The 21,837-nt window shown below is 69.1% G+C and carries 20 protein-coding genes; 12 read left to right on the forward strand and 8 right to left on the reverse strand.

Annotated elements, in window-relative coordinates:
- Positions 1-132 precede the first annotated feature (132 nt).
- Positions 133-381 (reverse strand): WhiB family transcriptional regulator, encoded by a 249-nt coding sequence (locus AB0P11_RS14860; RefSeq protein ID WP_028503730.1) that lies wholly within the window; start codon positions 379-381, stop codon positions 133-135.
- Positions 382-616: 235 nt separating this feature from the next.
- On the opposite strand from AB0P11_RS14860, the gene AB0P11_RS14865 reads away from it, so the two are divergent.
- On the forward strand, positions 617-1,000 hold the full coding sequence (locus AB0P11_RS14865) for a hypothetical protein (RefSeq protein ID WP_363522734.1): 384 nt from the start codon (positions 617-619) through the stop codon (positions 998-1,000).
- A gap of 3 nt (positions 1,001-1,003) precedes the next feature.
- Here AB0P11_RS14865 and bcp read toward each other — a convergent pair whose 3' ends face one another.
- From bcp to aroA, 3 genes are read right to left on the reverse strand one after another with little or no spacing between them, the layout of a single operon-like run.
- Positions 1,004-1,477 carry a thioredoxin-dependent thiol peroxidase gene (gene bcp / locus AB0P11_RS14870; RefSeq protein WP_187249444.1) on the reverse strand — a complete coding sequence of 158 codons (474 nt, stop codon included), beginning with the start codon at positions 1,475-1,477 and terminating at the stop codon, positions 1,004-1,006.
- A gap of 9 nt (positions 1,478-1,486) precedes the next feature.
- Entirely contained in the window at positions 1,487-2,557 is a 1,071-nt protein-coding gene (gene rsgA, locus AB0P11_RS14875) for a ribosome small subunit-dependent GTPase A (RefSeq protein WP_053099066.1), read from the reverse strand.
- Positions 2,554-3,879 (reverse strand): 3-phosphoshikimate 1-carboxyvinyltransferase, encoded by a 1,326-nt coding sequence (gene aroA / locus AB0P11_RS14880; RefSeq protein ID WP_056278260.1) that lies wholly within the window; start codon positions 3,877-3,879, stop codon positions 2,554-2,556. The genes rsgA and aroA overlap by 4 nt, the downstream gene beginning before the upstream one ends.
- A gap of 69 nt (positions 3,880-3,948) precedes the next feature.
- On the opposite strand from aroA, the gene AB0P11_RS14885 reads away from it, so the two are divergent.
- From AB0P11_RS14885 to AB0P11_RS14895, 3 genes are all read left to right on the forward strand, one after another.
- Positions 3,949-4,617, forward strand: a complete 669-nt coding sequence (locus tag AB0P11_RS14885) for a sigma-70 family RNA polymerase sigma factor (RefSeq protein ID WP_053095676.1) — start codon at positions 3,949-3,951, stop codon at positions 4,615-4,617.
- Positions 4,614-4,859, forward strand: coding sequence for a zf-HC2 domain-containing protein (locus tag AB0P11_RS14890; protein ID WP_053095677.1), 246 nt, complete (start codon positions 4,614-4,616; stop codon positions 4,857-4,859). The genes AB0P11_RS14885 and AB0P11_RS14890 overlap by 4 nt, the downstream gene beginning before the upstream one ends.
- A gap of 64 nt (positions 4,860-4,923) precedes the next feature.
- Positions 4,924-6,228, forward strand: a complete 1,305-nt coding sequence (locus AB0P11_RS14895) for a GNAT family N-acetyltransferase (RefSeq protein WP_072591062.1) — start codon at positions 4,924-4,926, stop codon at positions 6,226-6,228.
- Positions 6,229-6,290: 62 nt separating this feature from the next.
- Here AB0P11_RS14895 and AB0P11_RS14900 read toward each other — a convergent pair whose 3' ends face one another.
- Positions 6,291-9,974, reverse strand: coding sequence for a multifunctional oxoglutarate decarboxylase/oxoglutarate dehydrogenase thiamine pyrophosphate-binding subunit/dihydrolipoyllysine-residue succinyltransferase subunit (locus tag AB0P11_RS14900; RefSeq protein WP_363522738.1), 3,684 nt, complete (start codon positions 9,972-9,974; stop codon positions 6,291-6,293).
- A gap of 159 nt (positions 9,975-10,133) precedes the next feature.
- Here AB0P11_RS14900 and AB0P11_RS14905 point away from each other — a divergent pair, with 159 nt between their 5' ends.
- From AB0P11_RS14905 to AB0P11_RS14915, 3 genes are all read left to right on the forward strand, one after another.
- Positions 10,134-11,588 (forward strand): GuaB1 family IMP dehydrogenase-related protein, encoded by a 1,455-nt coding sequence (locus tag AB0P11_RS14905; protein WP_363522740.1) that lies wholly within the window; start codon positions 10,134-10,136, stop codon positions 11,586-11,588.
- 114 nt (positions 11,589-11,702) lie between these two features.
- Entirely contained in the window at positions 11,703-13,019 is a 1,317-nt protein-coding gene (locus AB0P11_RS14910) for a hemolysin family protein (protein ID WP_053095681.1), read from the forward strand.
- Entirely contained in the window at positions 13,016-14,077 is a 1,062-nt protein-coding gene (locus AB0P11_RS14915; RefSeq protein WP_053095682.1) for a hemolysin family protein, read from the forward strand. The genes AB0P11_RS14910 and AB0P11_RS14915 overlap by 4 nt, the downstream gene beginning before the upstream one ends.
- Positions 14,078-14,138: 61 nt before the next feature.
- Here the strand turns inward: AB0P11_RS14915 and AB0P11_RS14920 are convergent, their stop codons facing one another.
- The gene (locus AB0P11_RS14920; protein WP_363522743.1) at positions 14,139-15,206 is read right to left on the reverse strand and encodes an NADH:flavin oxidoreductase/NADH oxidase; all 1,068 of its coding nucleotides are present in this window, start codon (positions 15,204-15,206) and stop codon (positions 14,139-14,141) included.
- A 56-nt stretch (positions 15,207-15,262) separates the two neighbouring features.
- Here AB0P11_RS14920 and AB0P11_RS14925 point away from each other — a divergent pair, with 56 nt between their 5' ends.
- Genes AB0P11_RS14925 through AB0P11_RS14945 form a run of 5 tightly spaced genes read left to right on the forward strand, consistent with a single transcriptional unit; the run spans position 15,263 to position 19,535 of the window.
- Entirely contained in the window at positions 15,263-16,099 is an 837-nt protein-coding gene (locus AB0P11_RS14925) for an NAD(P)H-hydrate dehydratase (RefSeq protein ID WP_363522745.1), read from the forward strand.
- Positions 16,096-17,331 carry a hypothetical protein gene (locus tag AB0P11_RS14930; RefSeq protein ID WP_230100633.1) on the forward strand — a complete coding sequence of 412 codons (1,236 nt, stop codon included), beginning with the start codon at positions 16,096-16,098 and terminating at the stop codon, positions 17,329-17,331. The genes AB0P11_RS14925 and AB0P11_RS14930 overlap by 4 nt, the downstream gene beginning before the upstream one ends.
- 4 nt (positions 17,332-17,335) lie before the next feature.
- Entirely contained in the window at positions 17,336-17,668 is a 333-nt protein-coding gene (locus AB0P11_RS14935) for a thiamine-binding protein (protein WP_056278282.1), read from the forward strand.
- Positions 17,669-17,677: 9 nt separating this feature from the next.
- Positions 17,678-18,898 (forward strand): MFS transporter, encoded by a 1,221-nt coding sequence (locus AB0P11_RS14940; RefSeq protein ID WP_056278286.1) that lies wholly within the window; start codon positions 17,678-17,680, stop codon positions 18,896-18,898.
- Between the two features lie 28 nt (positions 18,899-18,926).
- Entirely contained in the window at positions 18,927-19,535 is a 609-nt protein-coding gene (locus AB0P11_RS14945; RefSeq protein ID WP_056278289.1) for an NUDIX domain-containing protein, read from the forward strand.
- Here AB0P11_RS14945 and AB0P11_RS14950 read toward each other — a convergent pair.
- Together AB0P11_RS14950 and AB0P11_RS14955 are read right to left on the reverse strand one after the other, a co-directional pair.
- Positions 19,532-20,740 (reverse strand): homoserine O-acetyltransferase, encoded by a 1,209-nt coding sequence (locus AB0P11_RS14950; RefSeq protein WP_053095688.1) that lies wholly within the window; start codon positions 20,738-20,740, stop codon positions 19,532-19,534. The genes AB0P11_RS14945 and AB0P11_RS14950 overlap by 4 nt on opposite strands.
- A gap of 83 nt (positions 20,741-20,823) precedes the next feature.
- Positions 20,824-21,666, reverse strand: a complete 843-nt coding sequence (locus AB0P11_RS14955) for an endonuclease/exonuclease/phosphatase family protein (RefSeq protein WP_363523064.1) — start codon at positions 21,664-21,666, stop codon at positions 20,824-20,826.
- Positions 21,667-21,837 lie beyond the last annotated feature (171 nt).

A 21,837-nucleotide genomic window follows, 5' to 3' on the forward strand; every position in this document is an offset into this window, starting at 1 on the left:
GGGGGTCGGCGGCGGAGCGGGCCTCTCCCTGCTGCTCGCGCGCGTCGGCGCCCGGGGCGTCGTGCTCGGGGTCGTACCCTCCGCCGACTCCCCGGCCCGCCCCCGCTCGCCCCCCCCCCCGCTTCTCGATGTTCAGGAGGCGCGGCGGGCGCGGGCGGCGCGGCGCTTGAGTGCGCGGCGCTCGTCCTCGGAGAGGCCGCCCCACACGCCCGAGTCCTGGCTGGACTCGAGGGCGTACTGCAGGCAGATCTCGGTCACCGTGCAGGTGGCGCAGACGGTCTTCGCCTTCTCGATCTGGTCGACGGCCGGACCCGTGTTCCCGACAGGGAAGAACAGTTCGGGGTCGACAGTCAAGCAGGCGGCCTTATCGCGCCAGTCCATGGGGGCTCCTCGGTGTGGTTTTTCAGAAATCGACGCACTGCGACGACTCGGATTTCGGGTGCAGATCGGGTTCAGCTACCCTGTATGAGATACGGACGGATGCCCGCTTTCTGTGATGCGAGCTCGAAGCCCGCCCCACGCCGCTGTGGGAGCACATGACGCTGTCTATTCTGTTACATGAAACCGGCGAAATCAAGGGTTTCCGCCGTTCTCATCCGATTCTCAGGAGACAACTGTGCGCTCACCCGGCCTCGCTCTGGCGGCATCCGCGGTTCTCGCGGCGGAGGGCGCCGCCTTGATCGTCTTCGCTCTCATCGAGCTCGTGGGCCTCGGTGCAGGGGACGCAGCCTCACTGCCGACAGCGCTCGCTCTCATCGTGCTCACTCTCCTCGGCGCCGCCGCGCTCATCGCGTTCGCGATCGGGACGAGGACGGGGCGTTCATGGGCGCGATCGGGTGGCGTCGTCTTCCAGGTGCTCGCCATCGCGCTCGCGCTCGCCTCGCTGACGCTGCAGCCGGTCGCGTGGGCGTTCACCGTCGGAGTGGGTCTGCCATCACTGCTGTGCTTCGCGCTGCTGATCGCCAGCACGCGAGCCGAGAACGAGCGCCCGGCGGAGTGACCGTCAGGCGTCGACGCCGAGGAGCTTGCGCAGGCGCGCGACGTGTCCGGTGGCCTTGACGTTGTACTGGGCGAGTGCGATCGTGCCCTGCTCATCGAGCACGAAGGTCGATCGGATGACGCCCTCCACGACCTTGCCGTAGTTCATCTTCTCACCCCATACGCCGTACGCGGAGTGCACCGCGTGGTCGGGGTCGCTGAGAAGGGTGAAGGTGAGGCCGTCGCGCTCGCGGAACTCGGCGAGCTTTGCGGGCTCGTCGCGCGAGACCCCGATCACCCGGTATCCGGCGCCCTCGAGCGACGAGATGCTGTCGCGGAAGTCGCAGGCCTGCGTCGTGCAGCCCGGGGTCATGGCCGCGGGATAGAAGTACAGCACCGTCTTGCGGCCGCGCAGATCGTCGAGGGTGACGGTCTGTCCGTCCTGGTCGAGGAGAGCGAAGTCGGGGGCAGCGGTTCCGGGTTCCAGGCGCACAGTCACCCCTCCAGCCTAGCGGCCGGGCGTCTGCTCCGCCTTGTCGGCGAAGGTCTGCAGGAGCCGCTGGAGGGAGTCCAGACGCGCTCGTCCCGTCTCGCTGAGCTCGCCGCTCTCCGCGGCTTCGATGAGAGCGCAATCCGGGGCATCGGCGAGGTGCGTGCATCCGCGCGGACAGTTCTCGGCGATCTCGGCGAGTTCGGTGAATGCGGCGAGGATGTTCGCGGGGTTGACGTGCCCGAGTCCGAAGGACCGGACCCCCGGGGTGTCGATCACCCAGCCGCGACCTTCGGGGCCGACGTACCGCAGAGAGACGGTGGACGAGGAGGTGTGCCTGCCACGGCCGGTGACCTGGTTGACGTGCCCTGTAGCGCGGAGCGCGCTGGGCACCAGGGCGTTCACGAGCGTCGACTTGCCCACGCCGGAGTGGCCGACGAAGACCGTCGAGTGACCGACCAGTGCCGCGCCGATCTCATCGACGGGCATCTCGTCCTGCGCACTCGTGAAGACGCGCAGGTCGAGGCCGTCGAAGTGCGACAGGAAGGCGCTGGGATCGGCCAGGTCGGTCTTGGTCACGACGAGGAGCGGGCGGATGCCGGCGTCCAGAGCGGCGACGAGATAGCGGTCGACCAGTCGGGCTCGCGGCTCGGGGTCGGCCGCGGCGACGACGACCAGCATCTGATCGGCGTTCGCGACGATGACGCGCTCGACCTGGTCGGTGTCGTCGGCGCTGCGCCTGAGCAGAGAGGTGCGATCGGCGATGCCGATGATGCGCCCCAGCGTGCCGTCCTCGCCGGAGATGTCACCGACGACCTTCGCCTGGTCGCCCGTCACGATCGGGTTCCTGCGGAGTTCTCGTGCCCGTGCCGCGGTGATCATCCGCTCGTCGGGCGTGTCCTCATCGAGCAGCACGGAGTAGCGGCCGCGGTCGACACCGAGGACGCGTCCGATCTGCGCATCGTCATGGGCGGGCCGCCGCTTCGTGCGGGGGCGATTCGCCTTCGGGTTCGGACGCGCGCGGATGCTGCTCTCATCGAAGTCCTCGAAGTCGTCCTCGAGGTCGTCGGAGTCGTCGAGCCAGCTCACGCGGACGCGCCCCGCAGCATGCGCTCCCACAGGAGGGTGAATTCAGGGAGGGTCTTCGATGTCGTTCCGATGTCGTCGATCTCGACTCCCGGAACGCGCAGGCCGATGAGGGCGCCCGTCGTCGCCATGCGGTGGTCGTGGTGCGCCGCCCAGCCGCCGCCGTGCAGATCCCGCGGGATGATGCGCAGACCGTCGGAGAGCTCCTCCGCCTCGCCTCCCAGCGCGCGGATGTTGCCCACGAGGGCCGCGATGCGATCGGTCTCGTGGAGTCGGATGTGACCGATTCCGCGGATCGTCGTCGGGCCGGACGCGAACGCCGCGAGCCCGACGAGGGTGGGAGTCAGCTCGCTCGCTGCGGACAGGTCCATGTCGAGTCCGCGGATCTCGGAGCCGGCCCTGACCGTCAGCGTCCCGCTGTGCCGGCCGACGTGCGCGCCCATCGCCTGCAGGATCTCGGGAAGCAGTGCGCCGGGCTGGGTGGAGTGCACCGGCCAGCCGGGAACCGACACCGCCCCGCCCGTGACCAGGGCCGCGGCGAGGAACGGCGCGGCGTTCGAGAGATCGGGCTCGATGGCGATCTCCTTGGCGCGGGGCACCCCGGCTTCGACGAGCCACTCTCCGGTGGCGGGCCGCTCGATGCGAATGCCACGACGACTCAGCGCCTCGATCGTCATGTCGATGTGGGGCAGGCTCGGCAGATGCTCGCCGGTGTGCACCAGGTGCAGACCCACGTCGAACCGCGGCGCCGCGAGCAGCAGTCCCGAGACGAACTGGCTGGATGCCGAGGCATCGATCTCGACCCGTCCACCGCGGATGCGGCCGTGCCCGCGGACGGTGAACGGCAGCGCCCACGTCCCCTCGTCGTCGATGTCGACTCCCAGGTCGCGCAGTGCGCTGATGAGGCCGCCCATCGGCCTGTGGAGCGCGGTCTCGTGAGCGGTGAGGTGCACGTCGTGCTGCGCGAGGCCCGCGAGCGGCGCGATGAAGCGCATGACCGTGCCGGCCTGGCCGCAGTCGATCGTGGTGCCGCCGACGAGTTTGGCGGGAGTGATCGCCAGATCGGGGCCGAAGTCTCCGTTGCCGTCGACCTCCTCGATGCCCACACCCAACGCCCGCAGCGCGTCGATCATCCGACGGGAGTCGTCGGAGTGCAGCGGAGCGATGAGCCGGCCCGGTCCGTCAGCGATCGCGGCGATGATGAGCTCGCGATTCGTGAGCGATTTCGAGCCCGGGATCGTCACGGTCGCGTGGACGGCGTTCGCGCTGGTCGGCGCGACGTAGACGCCCTGGACAGGGGAGGGGGAATACCTGTTGGCGCTCATCGGTTCCCACCTTAGTAAACGCGAGTGCTCGCATGACGGAATCCGGGCGCTCGACGACAAGGAGAGAGCATGCTCGCAACGCTGGAACGCGAGTCGGTGGACCTCGCCCGCCTAGACTGGCCGGTGATGGATGACACGGCAACCGCAGAGACGGTCAGCGACCCTCGGCGCGAATTCGAGGAACAGGCGATCCCGTTCATGGATCAGCTCTACGCCGCGGCGATGCGCATGACGCGCAACCCGGCTGATGCTGCTGACCTCGTGCAGGAGACCTTCGTCAAGGCGTACGGATCCTGGGCGACGTTCTCGCAGGGCACGAACCTCAAGGCGTGGCTCTATCGGATCCTCACGAACACCTACATCAACATCTACCGCAAGAAGCAGCGGGAGCCTTTCCAGGGCACGATCGACGAGCTCGAGGACTGGCAGATGGGCGGTGCGGAGTCGACCACGACCACCGCGTCGCACAGCCGTTCGGCCGAGGCGGAAGCCATCGACCACATGCCCGCATCGGTCGTCAAGGACGCGTTGCAGGCCGTACCCGAGGACTTCCGGCTGGCGGTGTACCTCGCGGACGTCGAGGGCTTCGCCTACCAGGAGATCGCGGACATCATGAAGACGCCCATCGGCACCGTGATGAGTCGCCTGCATAGAGGCAGGCGGATGCTGCGGGAGCTGCTGGCTGACTACGCCGTGGAGCGGGGAATCTCCGCGGCCGACCCGAGGAGCAAGAAATGACCGACTGCGGCTGCGACAAGGCCCGCAAGGATCTCGAGGAGTACCTCCGCAACGAGGTCTGCAACACCGAGCACACGGAGATCCGCGAGCATCTCGAGAACTGCCCGTCCTGTCGGGACGAGGCACTCGTGGCGACGACCCTCACCGAGGTCGTGGCGCGCGCCTGCAAGGAGACGGCTCCGGAGGAGCTGCGCGACCAGGTGTTCGCGCGACTGCGCGAGGTGCAGTCCGCTCAGCACTGACCGCGGGCGAGCAGCCGTCGACCCCTGAGATCGTGATGTCGGCATCCGCCCATAGGCTGGAAGCATGACGCTCATCGATTCACGCGACATCCCGGCCGATCCGACCTCCACCGAGCGACTGGCGGCGGAATCGCTGGTCTACCGGGTCGTCGACACCGCTGACGACGCACAGTCCGAGAGCTTCCAGAGGGCGATGACCCGAGGTTTCCTCGGCGCGGAGCCCACACCGGAGGTGCTCGCCTTCGGCCGAGCGGCCTTCGAGTCGCGACGCAACATCGGCGTCTACGACGCAGCGGCGACGGACGCACCTCCGGTCGCCACGATCGACTCCTGGGTCACGCCGCTGACGCTGCCCGGTGGGGGCGAGATCCCGATGTGGGCGATCAGCGGAGTCACGGTGTCGGCCACGCACCGACGTCGCGGCATCGCGCGAGCGCTCCTCGAGGGCGAGCTCAGGGCAGCGGCGACGGCAGGAGTGCCGATCGCGGGGCTGACGGTCTCGGAGGCGACTATCTACGGCAGGTACGGCTTCGGGTCGGCTGTGCATATGTCTCGCGTCACGGTCGATACCCGTCGCGCCGGCTGGGCAGGTCCGTCTTCGGACGGCCGCGTCGAATACCTCGACCGCGAGTCGCTCGCCGCGGAACTCGGAGCGGTGCATGATCGGGTCCGCGGTCATCGTGGCGGTCAGATCCCCGGGTGGCACTCCCGCTGGACCGGCATCGCCGGCCTGTCACCGAGTGACACCGACCGCGATCAGGTGCGCGGCATCCGCTTCGTCGATGCGGACGGCGAGGTGCGCGGGGCGATGGCCTTCACCCTCAGCGAGCGCACCGGATCCTTCCGATTCGCCCTCGCCGTGCGCCTGCTGGTCGCGGAGACTCCCGAAGCGACTGCCGCCCTGTGGGGGTTCGCGCTGCAGCACGATCTCGTCGACGAGGTCACCGCCGATCTGCGTCCGCTCGACGACGCGCTTCCGTGGCTGGTTCGCGACCCGCGTGGTGTCACCCAGACGGTGCACGACCATGGCTGGCTGCGCCTGCTCGACGTCCCCGCGGCTCTCCCTGCGCGACGGTACTCGGCGCCCATCGATGTGATTCTGCGCGTTCGCGATCCGCTCGGCTTCGCGTCGGGTGACTGGCGTCTGCGCGTCGACGAGACGGGGGAGGCATCCGTCGAGGCCGTGGACGATGCCGCGGCCGTGGATGCGGAGCTCGATGTGTCCGCGCTCTCCATCCTCTATGCCGGGGGTGTGCGGGCCTCGTCTCTGCACGTCGCCGGACGGATCGATGCCGACGCCGCCGTCGTCGAAGAGCTGGACCGCGCGTTCGTGGCATTCCCCGCGCCGGCACTCGACATCTGGTACTGAACTCTCAGACGAAAGGGGCGCCTCGACCGAAGTCGAGGCGCCCCTTTCGGGTCTGCCGGGTATCAGCCGAGCGTGAGGGCATCCCGCAGCAGCTTCGCCTGCTCGGCCGCGTGCACCTTCGACGAGCCCGTCGCGGGCGATGCCGAAGCCGGACGCGACACCGGACGGAAGCTGCGGTCACCCGGGACATCGGCGAAGGCGAGTGCCAGGAACGGCCAGGCTCCCTGGTTCTCCGGCTCCTCCTGCACCCACACCAGCTCGGCGTTCGGGTACGAATCGGTGATGGCCTTCAGTCCGTCGATCGGGGTCGGGTAGAGCTGCTCGAGCCTGACCAGCGCGATCTCGGGGTTCGGGTTCTTCTCGAGTTCGGCCTTGAGATCCCAGTGCACCTTGCCGGAGTGCACGAGGACGCGCTTCACGGCATTGCGATCGAGACCCCGGTTGTCGTCGAGAACCGGCTCGAAACGGCCCTGCGTGAAGGCCTCGACCGGGCTCGTCGCCCCACGCAGACGCAGCATGGCCTTCGGGGTGAAGACGATGAGCGGCTTGCGCGGACGCGCGTAGGCCTGTCGGCGCAGCAGGTGGAAGTACGACGCGGGCGTCGAGGGGCGCGCGACGATCATGTTGTCCTGCGCGCACATCTGCAGGAACCGCTCGATGCGCGAGGAGGAGTGGTCCGGCCCCTGACCCTCGTAGCCGTGGGGGAGGAGCAGCGTGACGCTGGACTGCTGTCCCCACTTCTGCTCCGCCGCCGAGATGTACTCGTCGATGACCGACTGAGCACCGTTGACGAAGTCGCCGAACTGAGCCTCCCACAGCACGAGGGCCTCGGGAGCCTCGACGGAGTAGCCGTACTCGAAGCCGAGCGCCGCATACTCGCTGAGGAGCGAGTCGTAGACGAAGAAACGGCCCTGCGACTCGGAGAGGTTCGACAGCGGCAGCCATTCCTGGCCGTTCGCGCGGTCGTGCAGAGTCGCGTGACGCTGCACGAACGTGCCGCGGCGCGAGTCCTGCCCGGCGAGCCGCACGGGCGTTCCCTCGACGAGGAGCGAACCGAAGGCGAGAAGCTCGCCGAAGCCCCAGTCGATGTTGCCGTTGCGGCTCATGTCGAGACGCTTCTCGAGCTGCTGCTGCAGCTTGGGGTGCACCGTGAAGCCCTCGGGCTTGTTCACGAACGCGTCGCCGATGAGCTGGATGACCTCGTTCGAGACTCCGGTGATCGCCGGAGCGCCGACTTGCTCGTCGACCGGCGGCAGATCCTGCGCGACCGGGTTGGCGCCGGTCTCGGCGGCGTGCGTCTCGGCGAACGCGATCTCCAGACGGTTCTGGAAGTCGGCCTTGGCCTCGTCGTACTCCTCTTCGGTGATGTCGCCACGACCGACGAGCGACTCCGTGTACAGCTTGCGCACCGATCGCTTCGCCTGGATCAGGTCGGTCATCAGCGGTTGCGTCATCGAGGGGTCGTCTCCCTCGTTGTGACCACGGCGGCGGTAGCAGACGAGGTCGATGACGACGTCGCGGTGGAACCGCTCGCGGTATTCGAACGCGAGCTGCGCGACGTGGATCACAGCCTCGGGGTCGTCGCCGTTCACGTGGAACACGGGTGCCTGGATGGTCTTCGCGACATCGGTCGAGTACACCGAGGAACGCGAGTCGTTCGGGAGGGTCGTGAAGCCGACCTGGTTGTTGACCACCACGTGGATCGTGCCGCCGGTGCGATACCCGCGCAGCTGAGACATCTGCAGCGTCTCGACCACCACGCCCTGACCGGCGAACGCCGCGTCGCCGTGCACGAGGATCGGCAGCCAGGCGAACGTGCCGATCGGCTTGCGGTCCTGCTTGGCGCGCACGATGCCCTCGAGGACTCCGTCGACCGTCTCGAGGTGAGACGGGTTCGCGGCCAGATACACCGGGAGCTCGGAGCCGTCATCGGCGACGAACGTTCCCTCGGTGCCCAGGTGGTACTTCACATCGCCCGAGCCGCGCTGGTTGCCGGGGGTCTGCGTGCCCTCGAACTCCTGGAACACGTGGCCGTAGGTCTTGCCCGCGATGTTCGTCAGCACGTTCAGACGGCCGCGGTGCGCCATGCCGATCGCGGCGCCCTCGAGTCCGGATGTGGCCGCACCCTGCAGGATCTCGTCGAGCAGCGGGACGAGAGACTCGCCGCCCTCGAGCGAGAACCGCTTCTGGCCGACGAACTTGGTCTGCAGGAAGGTCTCGAACGCCTCGGCCTCGTTGAGCTTGCGGAGAACCCGCAGCTGCTCGTCGTGGCCGGGCTTCTGGTACTTGACCTCGACCTTCTCCTGGAACCAGCGGCGCTGCTCCGGGTCCTGGATGTGCATGTACTCGATGCCGAGCGTGCGGCAGTACGAGTCGCGAAGGACGCCGAGGATGTCGCGCAGCTTGGCGACCCGACGGCCACCGAACCCGCCCGTCACGAACTCGCGGTCGAGATCCCAAAAGGTGAGCCCGTGGCTCTCGATCTCGAGGTCGGGGTGCGAGCGCTGGACGTACTCGAGCGGATCGATGTCGGCCATCAGGTGACCGCGCACGCGGAACGAGTTGATGAGCTCCTGCACGCGGGATTGCTTGTCGACGCGCTCGGCGAGATCCACCGCGATGTCGGGGTTCCAGCGGATGGGGGAGTACGGGATGCGCAGAGCGGCGAAGATGTCGTCGTAGAAGCCGCGCTGTCCGATCAGGAGCTCGTGGACCTTCTTCAGGAACTCGCCGGAGCCGGCGCCCTGGATGACTCGGTGGTCATAGGTGCTCGTCAGCGTGATCGTCTTGCCGATCGCCAGCTCGTTGAGCGTCTTCTCGCTCGCTCCCTGGAACTCGGCCGGGTACTCGAGGGCACCGGCGCCGATGATGCAGCCCTGCCCCTTCATCAGACGAGGCACGGAGTGCACGGTGCCGATGCCGCCGGGGTTGGTGAGTGAGACCGTGGTGCCCTGGAAGTCGGCCGCCGTCAGCTTGTTGTTGCGGGCGCGCGTCACGAGGTCTTCGTAGGCGACGAGATACTCGCTGAAGGTCAGCGTGTCGGCGCGCTTGATGCTGGGGACCATCAGAGCGCGCGTGCCGTCGGGCTTGGGCAGATCGATCGCGATGCCGAGGTTCACGTGAGCCGGAGCCACGACCGAGGGCTTGCCGTCGATCTCGGCGTAGAAGACGTTCTGGCTGCGGAACTCGTCGAGCGTGCGGATCAGCGCCCAGCCGATGAGGTGGGTGAAGCTGATCTTGCCGCCGCGCGTGCGCGCCATGTGGTTGTTGATGACGATCCGGTTGTCGATCATCAGCTTCGCGGGCACCGTGCGCACGCTCGTCGCGGTCGGAACCGTCAGCGACTCGTCCATGTTCGCGGCGAGGGTCTTGGGCAGACCGCGGAGGGGCGTGACCTTGTCCTCTTCGACGGGCTCGGCTGACTCGGGCGCCTCGGCCTTGGCTGCGGGCTTCGGAGCCTGCGCGGGGATCGGGGCTGCAGCGGCGGGCTTGGTCGTGGTCCGTGCGACGGGCTGTGCGCCGATGACCGGGATGGGCGCGGTCACGGGGTGAGCCGGCTGCTCCGTGGCGGCTGCGGGGACCGCGCTGCCGGTCGCGGCATCCGACTGGTACTTCTCGAGGATCGGCCACCACTCCTTGTCGACGGAGTCGCGGTTCACCTTGTACTGCTCGTAGAGCTCTTCCACGAGCCAGGAATTGGCTCCGAACCCCCCGTCGCCCCCGACGCCGGTCACCTGGTTCGACACGCTCGATCGCCCTCTTTCATCGCTGAAGTCCATATATGCACACCAGGACGCGTGATGCGTCCGGGCCCGCACACTCTCGACTTCCAAGCCTAACGTGTTTCCTCGGGCATTCGTCGAAGGCATGCGCCCTCGGCGGCGCTATCTGAGTACCGTGGGGGTATGGAGTTCTCCGGTGAGTCACCCGCAGTCGATCTGACCTATTCCGACGTGTTCCTCGTGCCGCGACGATCGGCTGTCACGAGTCGTCTGCAGGTCGATCTGGCGCCGCAGGACGGGACTCCCGCGACGCTCCCGATCGTGGCCTCGAACATGAATTCCGTCACCGGTCCTCGGCTCGCCGCGGTGCTCGCACGGCGGGGCGGGCTCGGAGTGCTTCCGCAGGACATGCCCCTGCAGGGGCTGGACGCCGCGATCCGCGATGTCAAGGCGCAGCCGGTGCTGTGGGACACGCCGATCGTGCTGCCGCCCGAGGCGTCGGTGGCGGACGCCCTTCGTCTGATGCCGGCCACCGCCGGGCACGGCATCGTCGTCGCCACGGGAGAGGCACCGCACGATGCGGAGAGGATCCTCGGCGTCCTGCCCGCGACACGGCTGGCGACCGCGCTGCCCGATGCGCAGCTGGGCGATCTCGTGCACGTCGGCACACCGTCGCTCGACGCCGACGACATCGGATCCGAGCGTCATGCGTTCGACGTGATCACCGACGCGGGCGTCGACATGGTCACGATCACGCACCACGGACATCTCGTGGGCACCCTCAGTGCGCGCAGTGCTCTGCGCTCGACGCTGTATCGGCCGGCCCTGGACCGCGGTGGCCGTCTCGCCGTCGCGGCGGCGGTCGGCATCAACGGAGACGTCGCCGCCAAGGCGAAGGCACTGGCGGCCGCAGGCGTCGACGTGCTCGTGGTCGACACGGCGCACGGGCACCAGGAGGGGATGCTGCGTGCGCTGAGCGCCGTGGCCGCTCTGGACCTCGGCATCCCGATCGTGGCGGGGAACATCGTCACCGCCGACGGCGTCAAGGACCTCGTCGAGGCGGGCGCCTCGATCCTCAAGGTCGGCGTGGGGCCCGGTGCCATGTGCACGACGCGGATGATGACCGCGGTCGGCCGACCGCAGTTCTCCGCCGTGCTCGAGACCGCAGAAGCGGCACGCGAGCAGGGCGCGCACGTCTGGGCGGACGGGGGCGTGCGATATCCGCGTGATGTGGCGCTCGCCCTCGCCGCAGGCGCAGCATCCGTCATGGTCGGCTCCTGGTTCGCCGGGACGATCGAAGCGCCCGGAGAGCTGCAGAGCGACGCGGAGGGCCGTCTCTACAAGGAATCCTGGGGGATGGCCTCGACGAAGGCGGTGCAGGCCCGATTCGGACGCCTCGATGCCTATGAGCGCGCACGGAAGGAGCTGTTCGCGGAGGGGATCTCCTCGTCGAAGATCTACCTCGATCCGCTGCGCCCGGGACTCGAGGACCTGCTCGACATGATCACCTCGGGCGTGCGGTCGTCGTTCACCTATGCCGGTGCGTCTTCGGTGCCCGAGTTCCACGACAGGGCGCTCGTCGGGCTGCAGTCCGCGGCCGGATACGAAGAGGGCAAGGCGCTACCGGTCAGCTGGTAGCGGTCCGTCCTCCGTCGCACCGGCATCCCGTAGAATCGTGGACACCATGGACGACCCTCCCAGTTGTAGTACATCGCCCCACTGCCTGCCTCTCCACATCGGGAGGAACGACTGATGGACTACATCCTCTTGGGCGTGGGGCTTCTGCTCACTGTGGGCACGGGGCTGTTCGTCGCGAGCGAGTTCGCGCTGGTCAATCTCGACCGTGCCGACCTCGAAGCCCGCCAGGCCCGGGGCGAGTCCCGCCTGTCGCTGACGATCAGCGCACTCAAGCACACCTCGACCCACCTGTCGTCCGCCCAGCTCGGCATCACCCTGACGACGCTGCTGACCGGGTACACGATGGAGCCGGCGCTCTCGAACCTCCTCGGTCCGACGCTCGTCGCGTGGAGCATCCCCGACGCGGCCGTCGGCCCGATCGCCACGATCGTCGCCATGCTGGTCGCCACGGTGCTGTCGATGATCCTCGGCGAGCTCGTTCCGAAGAACTTCGCTCTCGCTCTGCCGCTCGCGACCGCGAAGCTCGTCATCCCGTTCCAGGTCGCCTTCACCACCGTCTTCAAGCCCGCCGTCGTCGTGCTCAACGGCAGCGCGAACGGGGTCCTGCGGAGCATCGGCATCGAGCCGAAGGAAGAGCTCTCGGGCGCCCGCAGCGCAGAAGAGCTCTCCTCTCTCGTGCGTCGTTCGGCGAGCGCCGGGCTGCTCGAAGCCGACACCGCCAGCCTGCTCGACCGCACCCTGACGTTCTCGCGATTGACGGCCGCCGATGTGATGACGGCTCGGCCGAGCATGCATGCGCTCGCCGTCGGAGACTCGGCGGACGACGTCATCCAGCTCGCTCGCCGGACGGGGCACAGTCGCTTCCCGGTGTACGACGACGATCTCGACGACATCACGGGTGTCGTTCACCTCAAGGCCGCGATCTCCGTGCCGCGCGAGCGACGCGGCGAGGTCCCTGTCGGCGCGCTCTCGACCGATCCGCTGCGCGTGCCGGAGACCGTGCACGTCGATGCGCTCATCTCTGAGCTCAGAGCCCGCGGATATCAGCTGGCGGTGGTCGTCGACGAGTACGGCGGAACTGCCGGTCTCGTCACGCTGGAGGACCTCGTGGAGGAACTCGTGGGCGAGGTCTCCGACGAGCACGACCGCACGCGCGCCGGTGTCGTCCGCAATCGGGACGGCATCACGTTCCCCGGGGAGCTGCGGCCCGACGAGCTGCGCCGCAGAGCGGGCGTGGAGGTTCCCGAGGGAGATGTGTACGACACCGTGGGCGGGTATGTCATGAGCGTCCTCGAGCGCGTGCCGTCGGTGGGCGACGAGGTCGCCCTCGACACGGGCACGCTCCAGGTCGTTCGGATGGACGGTCGCCGCGTCGATCGGATCCGCTACGTTCCGAGTCCGGATCTGCCGGGAGAGGTGGTCGGACGATGAACGACTGGGGAGGACTGGCCTGGCTGGTCGTGCTGCTGGTGGCGAACGCGTTCTTCGTGGGCGCAGAGTTCGCGGTGATCTCCGCGCGTCGATCGCAGATCGAGCCGAAGGCCGACCGCGGGTCGCGCTCGGCCAAGACCGCGCTCTACGCGATGGAGCACGCGACGCTGATGCTCGCGACCTCGCAGCTGGGCATCACCATCTGCTCGCTGCTGATCCTGAACGTCTCAGAGCCCGCCATCCACCATCTGCTCGCTGTGCCGCTGCACGCGATCGGCTGGTCGGACGGCGTCGTCGACGCGGTGTCGTTCACGATCGCCCTGCTCATCGTGTCGTTCCTTCACGTCGTGTTCGGTGAGATGGTGCCGAAGAACCTCGCGTTCTCGGTGCCGGATCGTGCGGTGCTCATACTCGCGCCGCCGCTCGTGCTGGTGTCGAAGATCTTCATGCCGGTGATCTGGCTGCTGAACGCGGCCGCCAACGGCGTGCTGCGGCTGTTCCGGGTCGAGCCCAAGAACGAGGCGGCGTCGACGTTCACACTCGACGAGGTCGCGACGATCGTCGACCAGTCACGGCGCGAGGGCGTGCTCACCGACACTGCGGGCACGGTCGCGGCCGCCGTGGAGTTCACCGACAAGAAGGCTCGCGACGTGGCTGTTCCGCTCAGCGATCTCGTGACCCTTCCGCAGTCCACGACGCCCGACGACATCGAGAAGGCCGTCGCCCGGTACGGATTCTCGCGCTACGTGATCGTCGACGACGAGGGTGCGCCGGTCGGGTACGTCCACCTGAAGGACATCCTGCGGGCGTCGGACGGGCCGGGCTCTGCCGCGAAGCTGGTCGAGCCGCTGCCCTCGAAGCGCATCAACCACATGGTGCCGATCCAGGAGGACACGGATCTGGAAGACGCACTCGCGGTGATGCGCCGAGCGGGTCGACACCTGGCGAAGGTGCGCGACTCCCAGGGGCGCACGACCGCCGTGCTCTTCCTGGAGGACATCCTCGAGGAGCTCGTGGGCGAGGTGCAGGACGCGACCCGTCGCATCCGCGGCCACTGAGCCGCACCCATGACGAAGGCCTCGCTCCGTAGCGGACCGGGGCCTTCGCCGTGGGCGGTGGTCAGCGCCAGTGCGCACGCTCGTACTGCGGCGGCCAGGTGATGTCCGCGCCGAGTTCGTGCGCGGCGCGGAGCGCGAAGTGCGGGTCGCGCAGCCATTCCCGGCCGGCGAAGATCGCGTCGGCGGCCCCGTCGGCGAGCACCTGCTCGGCCTGTTCGGCAGCGGTGATCAGGCCCACGGCGGACACCGGGATGCGTCCGCCCTGGCGCACAGTCTCGGCCAGCGGCACCTGGTAACCGGGGAACACGCTGATCTGCTGATGCGCGACGAGCCCGCCGCTGGAGACGTCGATGAGATCGGCCCCGTGCTCGGTGGCCCAGGTGCTCACCGTCGCCGCCTCCTCGGGCGTGAACCCGCCCTCGGCGTGATCGGTCGCCGAGATGCGGACGAACACCGGCACATCGTCACCGGCGACCTCGCGGATCGCGTCGACCACCCGGAGGAGCAGCCGAGCCCGGTTCTCGAGCGATCCGCCGTACTCGTCGTCCCGCAGGTTCGACAGAGGAGAGAGGAACTGGTGCAGCAGGTATCCGTGTGCGCCGTGGACCTCGAGCACGTCGAAGCCGGCGTCGAGCGCCCGTCGAGTGGCGGCGGCGAATCCCGCCACGACGGCGTCGATGCCGGCCGCATCGAGTGCGACCGGTGCGGCGAAGCCCTCGAAGGCGATCGCGGACGGGGCCGTGGTCGTCCATCCGCCGTCGGTCTCGGGCACGGATCCGCGCTCGTCGGCCCAGGGCCACCGGGTCGACGCCTTGCGGCCGGCGTGCGCCAATTGGATGCCCGCAGCGGCACCGCGCGAGTGGATCGCCTCGACGATCGGCGCCCAGGCGTCGCGCTGCTCGTCGTTCCAGAGCCCGGCGTCTCGCGGTGAGATGCGACCTTCCGGCACGACAGCGGTCGCCTCGGCGACGATCAGGCCCGCGCCGCCGGAGGCGAACTGCGCGAGGTGAGTGTGGTGCCACTCCTGCACGACGCCGTCCGCCGCGCTGTACATGCACATGGGGGACACCCACAGCCGGTTGCGGAAAGTGGAGGAACGGATGCTCAGGGGAGAGAAGAGAATGCTCACCCCTCGACGCTACTGTGCGGCTGGGGCGAGGAGGGCCGTCGCACTAACGTGGAGTCATGCCCGACGCACGCGATTGGTCCCGCGACGACACCGCCCGCCTCCTGCGCGTGCCGGGCGCGGATGACGACAAGTACTCCCGCGGGGTCGTGGGCCTGCGCACCGGGTCTTCGGACTACCCCGGCGCGGCCGTGCTCGGCGTGGAGGCGGCGTGGCGTGCCGGAGCAGGATTCGTCCGGTATATCGGTGAGGGACGAGCGGCGGATGCCGTGATCGCTCGCCGCCCCGAGACGGTGGTCAGCCCGCGGGCCGCCGACGCACGCGTCGGCGCCTGGGTCATCGGATCGGGGACGAACGCCGCGAGCAGGACCTCCGACGAGGAACGCGAGCTCCGCGACCTGCTCGACGGCTCCGTTCCGGTGGTCGTCGACGCGGGGGCACTGGATCTCGCGCCCGGGAGCCGCGCGCCGCTCGTGCTGACGCCGCATCGACGCGAGTTCGAGCGACTGCAGACTCAGCTCGGCTTCGCCGGTGACGATGATCGGGCGACCGCGGTCGCCCGCGTGGCGAGCGAGGTCGACGCGACCGTGCTGCTGAAGGGCGCGCAGACGCTGATCGCAGACCCCGACGGCGGCGTCATCCGAGTGGAGGCAGGCACCGGCTGGCTGGCGACGGCCGGCACCGGTGATGTCCTCGGCGGTGTTCTCGGAGCGCTGCTCGCGGGCGCCGTCGATGCATCGACTGCGCAGATCGCGGCCGCCGCCGCCTGGCTGCACGGTCACGCCGGGCGCATCGCTGCGGGCATCGGCGCAATCGGGGGCGCGCAGGGACATCCGATCGTCGCCCTGGATGTCGCGGAGGCTCTTCCTCGCGCGATCGCGGACGTCATCGCGTGAGTCGCACCACGACGGTTCGTCTCGTCGCGCTGTGGAGCGCGTTCGCGACCGTGCATATCGCGATCGCGGTCATGGGGTGGCTGTACCCGAGCCAGCCGATGGGGGACGTGGTGCTGGTCTACGAACCCTGGTCGACCGCCGCGCTCTCGGGAGGAGCGATCGTCGGGATCACCGAGTCGTGGGTCTATCCCCAGCTCGCGCTCGTTCCCATGCTGCTCGCCAAGGTCCTGTCGGCCCCGCTCATCGCCGTCGTGGGCGCCTCGGAGGCCTATCTGATCGCGTGGGCTGCGCTTGTGACGGTGCTCGATGCGATCGCCTTCGCGGTGCTTCTCGGCCGCGCATCATCTCGGCCGCGGCGTGCGGCGGCGTGGTTCTGGGTCGCCGCCCTGCTTCTGCTAGGCCCGATCGCGATGTACCGCATCGACGCGATCACCGTGCCTCTGGCGGTGATCGGCGGGCTCTGGCTGGTCCGTCGCCCCGCTGCGGCAGCCGCGCTGCTGACGATCGGCGCCTGGATCAAGATCTGGCCGGCCGCCCTCGTGCTCGCCGCCGTGGTCGCGCTCGTGAGCAGGATGCGCGTCCTGCTCACGGCTGCAGCCGTGTCCGCCGTCGTCATCTCGCTGCTGTTCCTGCTCGGAGCCGACACCGAGATCTTCGGATTCCTGACGGAGCAGACCGGGCGGGGCCTCCAGATCGAAGCCGTCGCGGCGACCCCGTTCCTCTGGCTCGCGATCTCGGGTGCCGCTCGCATCGAGTACAGCTTCGACATCCTGACCTTCCAGATCAGTGCTCAGGGTGCGGACGCGGTCAGTGCGGTGCTCACACCGCTGATGGCGGTCCTCGTGGTCGTCGTGATGGTCGTCGGGGGACTCAAGGCTGCGCGGGGCGCATCGTCGGCGCGGCTGTTGCCTCCTCTCGCGCTGAGTCTCGTCACGACCCTGATCGTGATGAACAAGGTGGGCTCGCCGCAGTTCCAGACGTGGCTGATCGCTCCGGTCATCCTGTGGTTCGTCTTCGACCGCGCACGAGCCGTCTGGCCCGCCGTGCTCGTGCTCGCGCTCTGTGCCCTCACGTGCCTGGTCTACCCGCTCAGCTACGACGCGCTGCTGCGCGCGGAGCTGCAGCCCATCGTCATCCTGACCGCGCGGAACGTCCTCCTCATCGTGCTCCTCGCCGTCGGCATCCGCGCCGTCGTCCGTGTGCCCGCCCGCAATCCGTCCACCCGGGAGTGAACCCATGTTGATCGCCTTCTCCGTCGCGCCGAGCGGCACACCCTCCGACGGATCGGAGCGCTCAGACGCGTCGGTCCACGACGCGGTCGCCGCCGCCGTGCGGGTCGTGCGCGAGTCGGGACTGCCGCACCGCACGACCAGCATGTTCACCGAGATCGAAGGACCGGACTGGGACTCGGTGATGGACGTCGTCAAGCGCGCGACCGAGGCCGTGATGCCGTTCGGGTCGCGGGTCTCGCTGGTGCTCAAGGCTGACATCCGACCCGGGTACGCGGGGGAGCTCGATGCGAAGATCGAGCGGCTCGAAGCGGCGATCGACGACTCGGACACCCCGTAGACTCGACGGGTGAATCCCTCGACTGAATCGAGGGGTGCGGCGAAGTGGGCGCTCCTCTCCCTCGCCATCGGCAGCTTCGGCATCGGCATGACCGAGTTCGTCGTCATGGGCCTGCTGCCCAACATCGCTGACGAGCTGCTGCCCACGCTGTGGGCCAGCAGCCCCGAAGACGCGCTGAGCCAGGCCGGCTGGCTGATCTCGCTCTACGCTCTCGGCGTCGTCGTCGGAGCTCCCACGATCGCCGGCTTCGTCGCGCGCTACCCGCGGCATCGCGTGATGATCGGGCTGGCTCTGGCGCTGACCCTGTTCAACGCGCTCACGGTCTTCCTCCCGACCTTCGAACTCGTCGGTGCCTCGCGATTCCTCGCGGGGCTGCCTCACGGCGCCTACTTCGGCATCGGCGCGCTGGTCGCGGCTGACGTGATGGGGCCGGGCAACCGAGCCAAGGGCGTCGCCTTCATCCTCACCGGATTGACGGTGGCGAACGTGGTCGGGGTGCCGTTCGGGACCTTCCTCGGTCAGCTCTGGGGGTGGCGGGCAGCCTTCGCGATTGTGACCCTCGTATTCGCCCTCGCGACCGTCTGCATCATCTTCTTCGTGCCCGAGCATCCCGGCTCTCCCGGCCGGACCATGCGCGAGGAGCTCGGCGTGTTCCGCATCCCGCAGGTCTGGTTCACGCTCGGCGTCGGTGCGATCGGGTTCGGCGGCTTCTTCGCGGTCTACAGCTACATCGCGCCCCTGGTGACCGAGGTGGCGGGCTCTCCCGAGTGGGCGGTGCCGATCGTGCTGGTGCTGATGGGATTGGGCATGACCGCCGGCAACCTCGTCGGCGGGCATCTCGCCGACATCGACCTGCGACGCACGCTGCTCTTCGGACTCGCAGCGATGGCGCTCGTGTTCGCACTCCTCGCCGTGCTCGCATTCTGGATCGTCAGCCTCGCCCTCCTCGTATTCGTCGTGGGCTTCGTGTCCTCGGTGCTCAGCCCGACGATCCAGACGCGGTTGATGGATGTCGCCGGAGACAATCAGTCGATCGCCGCGGCGATGAACCACTCTGCGCTCAACATCGGCAACAGCCTCGGCGCGTTCCTCGGCGGCATGGTGATCGCGGCCGGATGGGGCTTCGTCGCGCCGTCGTGGACGGGGGCGGCCCTCGCCGTCGCGGGCCTCGTGATCGCGTTGCTGTCGTATCGCACAGAGGCGCGCAAGCCCGTCCTCGTTCAGGCCTGAGCGGCATTGCGCCTCATAGAGTGAGGCTGTGACCGATCTCGACCATCTGCCCGTCGCCGGGACGGCCGTGCTGCTGCGCTCGACACCCGACGGCTTCGCTGTGCTGCTGATGCGACGGCCGGATCGCGGTTCGTTCGCCGGTGCGTGGGTGTTCCCGGGCGGCAAGGTGGAGCCGTCCGACCGCCGCGCGGGGGCGGAGGAGAGCGACGACGCGCGTCGAGCGGCGATCCGTGAGACGCGCGAGGAGGTCGGCCTGACGATCGCCGATCCGGTGCTGCTGTCCCGCTGGCAGCCGCCGGCTGAGGCGCCGATCCGCATCCGGACATGGTTCTTCCTCGCCGGAGCGCCGGAAGCGGACCTGCGGTTCTCGCCCGGCGAGGTCGTCGACGCGGTCTGGCTGAGCCCGGTCGAAGCTCTGTCGAGGCATGCCACGGGGGAGTGGACGCTCTTCCCGCCGACCTGGGTCACCCTGCATCAGCTCAGCCGGTTCGACACGGCCGAGGACGCTCTCGCGTCGGCTGGCGAGGCGCAGCACTTCGCGACCCGAGTGGTCCAGTCGCCACAGGGCACCGACTTCGAGTGGGAGGGCCTACGGCTGCGCACCGGATCCCTGCCGTGGACGATCGATCCGATCTAGCTCGCGAGCAGACGCCGCAGGTTGCTGCCGACCGCCTCGGTCTCGATGAGGAAGCCGTCATGCCCGAAATCGCTGTTCAGCACCACGGCTTCGGTGCCGTCGAGGGTGTTCGGGATGCTGCGGGAGATGCGGTGCTGGCCGTCGACGGGGAAGAGGCGGTCGCTGTCGATGCCGAGGACGAGCGTCGTCGCCGTCACGGCGCGCAGCGCCTCTTCGACCCCGCCGCGGTCGCGGCCGACGTCGTGCGAGTTCATCGCCTCGACGAGGGTGATGTAGCTGTTCGCGTCGAAACGGCGGGTGAACTTGTTGCCGTGGAAGTCCAGGTACGACTCGACCGCGAAACGTCCGCCGTGGCCGAGAGGCGACACCCCTGACTGCCACGAGCGCTGGAACCGCTGGTTGAGCTCTATCGGACTGCGGTAGTTGAGCAGTGCCATGCGACGGGCGAGCGCCAGTCCGCGGTGCGGGCCGTCGCCGTCGGCCAGATCGTAGTACTCGCCGCCCAGGAACCGGGGATCCATCCGGATGGTCTCGAGCTGCACCGTGTTCAGGGCGATCTGGTCGGCTGTCGTGACCGGAGGCGATGACAGCACGGCGAGGCGAGCGACACGCTCGGGGTGCGAGACCGCCCATTCGAGCGCGTGCATCCCGCCCATGGAGCCGCCGATCACCGCGGCCCAGGTGTCGATGCCCAGCGAGTCGGCGAGGCGTACCTGCGCGGCGACCTGGTCGCGGATCGTCAGGTAGGGGAAGCGCGAGGCCCACTCGTATCCGGAGGGGGCGATGCTGGCCGGGCCGGTGGAGCCCTGGCAGCCGCCGAGCATGTTGGGTGCGATGACGAACCAGCGGTCGGTGTCGAGCGGTGCTCCGGGGCCGGTGATGTCCTCCCACCAGCCGGCGGTCGGGTGTCCCGCCCCGGCGGCGCCGCGCACGTGACTGTCGCCGGTGAGCGCATGCAGGACGAGGATCGCGTTGTCCCGGTCGTCGTTCAGCTCGCCCCAGGTCTCGAACGCGAGGCGGAAGCCCGGGAGCTCGGCGCCGCTCTCGGTCGGGAAAGCGCCGAACGAGGTGAAACGCCGTCCGCCGGCCGGGTCCCCGTCGCGCCAGGCGCCGGTGGCGGGAGGTCGTGCGCGAAGCAGGCGCACGTCGGCCTCCGTCACGGGCGCCGACGGCACCGTGTCCTCAGAGGTCGTCTGCCAGTCCATGCTTCCATTCTCGCCTGACGCGCGACGCGCCGGCCGCAGGTTACGCGCCCGGTGCGCCGCGGACGGATGCGTCGTCGGATCGCTCAGAACGCGAGGGTGGTGACCGTCGCCAGGTGGTCGCTGCTGCCTGCCCGCATGGTCGTCGAACCGAGCACGGTCAGGCCGCGCGTGAAGACATGATCGATCCTGGCGAGCGGGAGTGCGGCGGGCCACGTGAACCCGAGTGCGCCGTCGGTCGGCCTGACCCAGTCGAGCTGAGATCGGATGGCGCCCAGGGCAGGATCTGCAGAGGCGGCGTTGAAGTCGCCGACGACGACCGACCCCGATGAATCGGCGGCGACGGCATCGGCGATGCCGGACAGCATCGCGTCCCGCTCGCTCTGCACGCCCGGGCGGACGGACGCCGCGTGCATGACGTAGACGGCCACGTCGCCGTCCGGCGCATTCACGACCACACGCAGTGCGCGCTTCCAGTCGAGTCCGAGCGACAGCGCCTGCGCATCCGCGATCGGCAGGCGGCTCCACACGGCGACCGTGCCGACGGCATACGAGTGCGGGTAGTCGGCGGCGAGCGTGTCGCGTGCCGCCGCGAGGCTGTCGGCGTCGAGCTCGGTGAGGGCGATGACCTCGGCGCCGGAGCCAGCGAGGTCCGTCGCGGATTCCGCCGCGCCACCGGAGTGGGCGCGCACGTTCTGGCTGACTATCCGCACGCCGGGCGATTCGTCGGCGCTGCCCGATGCGAAGCCCGGAGCAGACGGAGCGATCGCCAGCATCCACGCGAGGATAGGCACGAGCAGCACCAGGAGGACACGTCGGGCGAGGAGGAGGGCGACCACCGCCAGCACTCCGAGCGCGAGACCGCACCAGGGGAGAAGCGCAGCGGCCGCGGTTCCCACCACGCCCGGGACCCAGACGCACACGATCATGACCAGCACGACCAGTGCGACGACGGCGATGGCTCGCCCTGCGGGTACGTGCGTGCGTCGGCGGGTCGGCGGATGCGTCGTGGCGGCGATCGTGAGCTCCTCGGGTGGGTTCTCATTGTCGTCCGCGCCGCCTGTGCACGGGCCGAACGAGCCGGGGACGAGAAGTGCCCC

Source organism: Microbacterium sp. NPDC079176 (assembly GCF_040686675.1).
Taxonomy (GTDB): domain Bacteria; phylum Actinomycetota; class Actinomycetes; order Actinomycetales; family Microbacteriaceae; genus Microbacterium.

Coding starts and splice junctions, on each gene's coding strand:
- AB0P11_RS14860 (WP_028503730.1), bottom strand. CDS start 381: ATGGACTGGCGCGATAAGGCCGCCTGCTTGACTGTCGACCCCGAACTG.
- aroA (WP_056278260.1), bottom strand. CDS start 3,879: ATGAGCGCCAACAGGTATTCCCCCTCCCCTGTCCAGGGCGTCTACGTC.
- AB0P11_RS14885 (WP_053095676.1), top strand. CDS start 3,949: ATGCTCGCAACGCTGGAACGCGAGTCGGTGGACCTCGCCCGCCTAGAC.
- AB0P11_RS14890 (WP_053095677.1), top strand. CDS start 4,614: ATGACCGACTGCGGCTGCGACAAGGCCCGCAAGGATCTCGAGGAGTAC.
- AB0P11_RS14895 (WP_072591062.1), top strand. CDS start 4,924: ATGACGCTCATCGATTCACGCGACATCCCGGCCGATCCGACCTCCACC.
- AB0P11_RS14905 (WP_363522740.1), top strand. CDS start 10,134: ATGGAGTTCTCCGGTGAGTCACCCGCAGTCGATCTGACCTATTCCGAC.
- AB0P11_RS14910 (WP_053095681.1), top strand. CDS start 11,703: ATGGACTACATCCTCTTGGGCGTGGGGCTTCTGCTCACTGTGGGCACG.
- AB0P11_RS14915 (WP_053095682.1), top strand. CDS start 13,016: ATGAACGACTGGGGAGGACTGGCCTGGCTGGTCGTGCTGCTGGTGGCG.
- AB0P11_RS14925 (WP_363522745.1), top strand. CDS start 15,263: ATGCCCGACGCACGCGATTGGTCCCGCGACGACACCGCCCGCCTCCTG.
- AB0P11_RS14935 (WP_056278282.1), top strand. CDS start 17,336: ATGTTGATCGCCTTCTCCGTCGCGCCGAGCGGCACACCCTCCGACGGA.
- AB0P11_RS14950 (WP_053095688.1), bottom strand. CDS start 20,740: ATGGACTGGCAGACGACCTCTGAGGACACGGTGCCGTCGGCGCCCGTG.
- AB0P11_RS14955 (WP_363523064.1), bottom strand. CDS start 21,666: ATGATCGTGTGCGTCTGGGTCCCGGGCGTGGTGGGAACCGCGGCCGCT.